Origin of the sequence: Nostoc sp. (assembly GCF_036919615.1) — a bacterium.
Classification (GTDB): domain Bacteria; phylum Cyanobacteriota; class Cyanobacteriia; order Cyanobacteriales; family Nostocaceae; genus Nostoc.
Map to the genome: position 1 here is coordinate 25524 of NZ_JBALCN010000008.1, position 6000 is coordinate 31523.

General features: G+C 45.3%; 4 protein-coding genes and 2 pseudogenes. 2 read left to right on the plus strand and 4 right to left on the minus strand.

Translation table 11 applies throughout. The annotated features are described in order from the left end of the window. Positions 1 to 261: 261 nt before the first annotated feature. From V7K48_RS03210 to V7K48_RS03225, 4 genes and pseudogenes are all read right to left on the minus strand, one after another. The gene (locus V7K48_RS03210; RefSeq protein ID WP_335069555.1) at positions 262 to 579 is read right to left on the minus strand and encodes a hypothetical protein; all 318 of its coding nucleotides are present in this window, start codon (positions 577 to 579) and stop codon (positions 262 to 264) included. A 412-nt stretch (positions 580 to 991) separates the two neighbouring features. Further along, a pseudogene (locus tag V7K48_RS03215) lies at positions 992 to 1378 on the minus strand (HEAT repeat domain-containing protein); the annotation flags it as partial. Between the two features lie 225 nt (positions 1379 to 1603). After that, on the minus strand, positions 1604 to 2017 hold the full coding sequence (locus V7K48_RS03220; RefSeq protein ID WP_335069558.1) for a QcrA and Rieske domain-containing protein: 414 nt from the start codon (positions 2015 to 2017) through the stop codon (positions 1604 to 1606). A gap of 457 nt (positions 2018 to 2474) precedes the next feature. Next, complete coding sequence (locus V7K48_RS03225; protein ID WP_138502135.1) at positions 2475 to 2669, minus strand: hypothetical protein; 195 nt, start codon at positions 2667 to 2669, stop codon at positions 2475 to 2477. 665 nt (positions 2670 to 3334) lie between these two features. Here V7K48_RS03225 and zwf point away from each other — a divergent pair. Further along, positions 3335 to 4867 carry a glucose-6-phosphate dehydrogenase gene (zwf, locus tag V7K48_RS03230; protein ID WP_335069560.1) on the plus strand — a complete coding sequence of 511 codons (1533 nt, stop codon included), beginning with the start codon at positions 3335 to 3337 and terminating at the stop codon, positions 4865 to 4867. Between the two features lie 182 nt (positions 4868 to 5049). Further along, positions 5050 to 5913 (plus strand): annotated as a pseudogene (nirA, locus tag V7K48_RS03235) (ferredoxin--nitrite reductase); the annotation flags it as partial. Between the last annotated feature and the right edge of the window lie 87 nt (positions 5914 to 6000).

A 6000-nucleotide genomic window follows, 5' to 3' on the forward strand; every position in this document is an offset into this window, starting at 1 on the left:
CGTAAAGCCTGCGGCATAGCTTCTCTTCTTAGGCTGCGCCAACGCTTAGGGCGCAGCCTCTCCAAGAGTTGTAGCTTGTCGTACCTCTACGGGGAAGCAAGCTACGTGCAGCGTCTGTCTGCGACACGCTGCGCGAACGTAGAGAAGTGCAGGCTACGCCTAATTCATATTTTGATTTAGCAACGCCTGTTTTTTACCCAACATGACAAAATCGCCTTGCTCCCGCTTAAAAGCCGCTTTAGAATAGCGGCTTTCTACTGACTACATCTCTTGTGTATCTACTTGTGGGTGATAGTAGTCTTGAACGTATTTACTAGTCACTTCTAGCAGTGTGTCGTGACCTTCAGAACTTACCTGTGGGAACGCTGACCGTACGCTGCTGATATAAGAGCTAAAATCGCTTTCACTGGGAGTGAAAAACTCTTGCCCAATGACGAGTGCAGCATAAGTTTCAGACATCTTAGTGCTGAATCCGTGCTCGGTGAGTCCATCGCCAATGTAGCGAAATAGCCAGTTAGCGTCAGGGTCTTGCTCAATCAATTTAGAAGCGTTTACTATGAAGTCTTGGTATTCAGTCATTGGGATTACTCCTTTGGTTGTGTTGGCTTTGCCAAAGAATACAAATTTGCTGCTACTTTATCGCCTACTCCTATGGCGATTATCAAAGGGGAAGCTACCTGGTAATTAAAAAAATCTAAGCTTTTGATAGCTTCCAAAAGACGGACATTCAAGCTTGATTGAGGCGGAGTTAACTACTCTTTAGTCTAAACACACAAAACACGGGTCAGCTTCTAACTCCATAGAATCATAAGCTTTCCACAGATGTCTTAGTTTTGCGCTCCCGTAACTATCCCAAAGTCCAAAGATGTCTTTAAGGAACTGCCGTGGAAGCCTCCCGTACTCTTAGGGAAAAGCAAGCTAGCAAGAGCGTCATCCTCTTTGAGAGAAATTACCACTCAGCCAAAGCGATCGCTATTCCTTGTTGCAAATCTGGTGTGAGTGTGGCGTTATTTGCTAACTGCTGCAACTGTTGATGTGCAGCTTCCCCATTCAGATTTTTCAGTGCAGCGATCGCAACAGTACCCATTTGCATCAGTGCTGTAGCTGCCATCGCTTTGAGTTCTTCATCCTCATCAGTTTTGAATAATTCAATCAAGGGTGCGATCGCTTTTGGGTGCTGGAATTTGCCCAAAGTCCGTGCTGCATACCAGCGTAATTCTGACTCTGTATCTTCATCTTCTAATATGTCAATGAGTGGTGGGATGGCAATATTTCCCAAGTGAGTCAACACCTTGGTAATTTTCCAGCGTTGTTAAAAATCCCCCATCTCTAAGATTGAAAGTGCTAATCTCAGCAGATATTCTCGATTTTTAATTATCTCTGGATGTTCCGAGTCTACACCTAAGATTAATTGTTGCAAATATTAAATTAGCGATGATCAATCAGCTGTATCATATGCTGCCTGGGTTTGCACCAAAAGCTGGTTGATATTACTCACGATATCCTGTTTTAATTATCAATCTTCTGCCTCCTGCCCTTCGGGTTCGCCACTTGCTTTATGCCGGTGAAACCGTCCACCGCAGTGGCGAACCTCCTGTCTCCACTAGGTTGGTTTAACTACAACTGAATTCCCCTCAATCTTGGCAGCATAAGTTTTCAGCGGATTTGTCGCTGGGCCTTTTTGCACCTTACCGTCAGCCCCAAATTCTGAACCATGACAGGGACAAGCAAATTTTTTCGCCTTAGCTTGCCATGCTACGGTGCAACCTGCGTGAGTACACGTAGGGTCAACAGCAGTTATTTCGGCTTTAGATGTACCGATTACCAACACAGGCCCGACGGGTGAATTTTTCGCCAGCAATTGACCTGTTTTATCTAATTCTGCCGAAGTGCCCACTGTTTGCCAATCCTTGGATGCTGCTGTAGTCGTCTGGGAAGAACAGGCTGCGATCGCTACAGGTAGGGAACTCGCTATCCAACCCAAACCTACCCAATTAATAAAATCACGACGTTTCATAGTTGCTGAAATAATATCTAAGTTTTAACTAACATCTGTCATCTGAAATACCCTTCATTAGGCGTTTCACGCCGCTTATTGAGCAGGGTAAGAGCATCTAAATTAGGCTTGACATATGACTCAGAGGAATCCAAAGTAGAGTCAATGAAACAAGAACTGAGAACTTGAATCATATAATCGTTGTCCATAGATGTTCAGGGCAAACACATCTTAATTGGAGCGGAAAATGAGGTCTAGATTAAGATTAACACTGCTCTATATTTATACCAGAGCAGTGTTAATCTTGTACAGGCTCTCTAACCCTAGCTAAAACAGTCAAATCGGTGAGGTGCGCCTTCTGACTTGAGGGTGCTCAACAATCTGGAGTGAATAATAAGGTATTCAATCCACCATTGTTGAGTTAAGTTCCTAATCAAAACCGACGCAGTTAAACCTGGACTCGTCGTCGGAGTCAGCCTTACTCTTGATCAATTTTTTCAATATCATCAGGTGTACCAGTGGCAGAAATTTTTGATGTGCCAGATTTACCTGCACCCGAGTTGCCGCCAGAAGCGCCAGCACCGCCTGAGTGTTTAGAATCCGTGTTGCCTTGTTCTTCCTGAAGCTGCTCAAGGCGGTTTTTTTCTTGAGCTTTATCTTTTTGGTCAGCCATATCTTATTTACATTTTTCGCTACGGGATCGCTCTTAACTCTACCATTTTCCTTATTCTGGTGACACCAAAGGCAAATGCTCTTAATTGGGTAGTGTTAAATAAATAGGACTTATGCAAGAACCCTCTAAAACTCTATTCCTTTGTGACGGCAGTCGCTACAACGGGGGAACCCCCGCAACGCGCTGCCTCTTTTTTGCATCCTTTGCGGTAGCCTTCGGGTTCCGGGGTTCGCAAGACGCTCGATGACTCGCTACCGCTGCGCTAACGACTGGAACTGCCAAGACTACGACCCCCCACCGCTTTGCGTCTACGTTTTTTCATAATTTTGTGTAAGTCATGATTTTGCTTTTACTGCTGACACCAAAAACTGCTAAAGTTGCTAAAATTCTCCAACAGAAGATGTCTGTATTAAATGGAAATGCTTGTTTGTAGATAAGTGATACGCCGATGAATTCATACAGGACTAAACCTAATTCACCATTCGCCACTATTACCTAAAACTTGTACATCAGGTGTTTGATTCTGGAGAAGGCCAGTGGACGATTACTGCTGCACTCTACTAACAATTAAGCTCCAGAGATAAAGGTGAATTTGCAGATAAACTGCTGTCTGCAATGCGCTATAGTTTGGTGGACATCTTGAAGAACATGCGGAGATTTATATCATGACGGCTGCCACCACGCCCCAGGTTCCTGTTGAAACCTCAATCCATCAAGTAGAACCCTGCGTGATCGTTATCTTTGGAGCAGCGGGAGATTTAACCAAGCGTCTGCTGCTTCCTGCCCTCTACAACCTTAAACAAAGCAATTTGCTGCCGCCGGAATTTGCGATCATTGGAGTCGCACACACTCCAATGAGCCAGGATGATTTTCGCAGCAAACTCGCTCAAGACATTCATGAGTTCGCAACGGTTCCCGTAGACGATCAGCTCTGGCAACCGCTTAAGCAGGGACTCTACTATCTTGCTGGTGAGTTTCAAGAAGCTGACACCTACCATCAGTTGCAAGACTTACTGACTCAAGTCGATCAAGACTGTGGCACTCAGGGAAACTATTTGTTCTACTTGGCTACTGCATCTAACTTATTTTGCGACATCATTACACAGCTGGGTGCGGCAGGATTAGTACGCGAAGACAACAATCAATGGCGGCGAGTCATCATCGAGAAACCATTTGGGCACGATTTGGACTCGGCTCGTGCCCTCAACAAATCCATTGGTGCTGTCCTTGAGGAAAAACAGATATACCGCATTGATCACTACCTGGGAAAAGAGACTGTACAAAACATTCTGGTGTTTCGGTTTGGTAATGGCTTGTTTGAACCGATTTGGAATCGTGAACATATTGATCACGTGCAGATTAGCGTAGCCGAAACGGTTGGAGTCGAAGGCAGAGGCAACTTCTATGAAGGCACAGGTGCATTACGGGACATGGTGCAAAACCATCTTTTTCAACTGCTGGCAATGACGGCGATGGAACCGCCGATCTCGTTTTCAGCCGATGAGGTGCGTGATGAAAAGTCAAAACTATTGAAGTCCATCATTCCGCTCACTGCTGAAACTGTGCAAACTCATACCGTAAGGGGACAGTATGGTGCAGGAACGGTGAAGGATACTCAAGTGCCTGCTTATCGCTCAGAGCCACGAGTTGCGTCCGACTCTACCACTGAAACTTATGCTGCCTTAAAGCTGAACATCGACAACTGGCGCTGGGCAGGGGTGCCGTTTTATCTCCGAACCGGCAAGCGTCTGGCTCAACGCGTGACTGAAATTGTAATTCAGTTTAAGCAAGTACCCTCACTACTGTTTCGCCAAACCTCGATTGAGCGCCTCACGCCTAATTTCTTAACCATCCGTATTCAACCAGAGGAAGGAATTCACCTCCAATTTGGTGCAAAGGTGCCTGGCCCCGCCATGAAAATGGATGCGGTGGAAATGGAGTTTTGCTACAATGATTACTTTGGCACGATCCCGAGTACCGGCTATGAAACCTTGCTGTACGACTGCATGATCGGTGATGCAACCTTGTTTCAGCGCTCAGACAACGTAGAACTAGGCTGGAGCGTCGTTAGCCCCATTCTAGAGGCTTGGGCAAGCACTTCACCTGAAAACTTTCCCAACTACACAGCAGGCTCATGGGGACCATTGGCAGCAAATGATTTGTTGGTGCGTGATGGTCGGCAGTGGCTCCCGAATTGACCCATGATTCTTGCCGGAGATATTGGTGGCATCCATACTTGCTTGGCTTTCTTTGAAGTGGAAGGGATGTCCCATTAGGTTCCCTCTCATTTATCTGTAACAGCAAGAAGGCTCAGACTGTACCTGTACGACTAGTCAGTGTTGAGATGAATTGCGAGTGAGTTGAGGAGTGTAGTCTGACCAGATTTGACGCAGTTGGTTTAACTACTATCCAGTCAGGAATGGATAACGTCCGCAATATCACAGGTGATCCAGTGGCGGGGTTGGATGCAGATGAGTTGTACGACACGCAAGAGTTGGTACAGCAAATTCGAGATATGCTCACCAACAAAGGGGAAGGGAACCCAGAGTTTAGCAACCTACTACGGAAGTTTAACATTGCGATCGCAGGTGGAAGAGACAATTCAGTTCACGCTGAAATCAACGATTTAGCTTTTGTTCCAGCATTTAAAGAAGCAGGTGAGTAGGGGAGCAGAGAAGCAAAATTTCCCCTCTACCTATTCTCATCAAAAAATTTTCCGGTTTAACGTTTTAGTCGATGGCTTTTTCTCAGCTAAATATTGTGAAGCGGCAAAAGACGAAATCGACTGGGAAAAACGCGACCACATTGGTATATACAAACAAAAACAACTGGGATTAAATTACGTAGGCTTGCACATTCCCGTCAGGCGACTGTATGCTGAAGATATGTTTGAAATCGCACGTCTAGCGGAAGTTTACGGCAGTGGTGAAATCCGCTTCACAGTTGAACAAAACATCATCATCCCAATATTTCTGATTCACGTTTAGCAACATTTTTAACAGAGCCTTTGCTGGAAAGGTTTTCCCTTGAGCCAGGTTTGCTGAGGTGATCGCTAGTATCTTGTACAGGCGCACAATTTTGCAACTTTGCCCTCATCGAAACCAAAAACCGCGCTCTGGCAATGATTAAAGCCTTAGAAGAAGACTTAACCTTCACTAAACCAGTGCGAATACACTGGACAGGTTGCCCCAATTCCTGTGGACAGCCCCAAATTGCAGACATCGGCTTGATGGGAATTACAGCAATTTGATATCAAAACTACCACAAAAGTCATAAACTTAAAAGATGTAAAAAAGAAGATTATTAAGAAATGGCAGCATATTCAATCGAC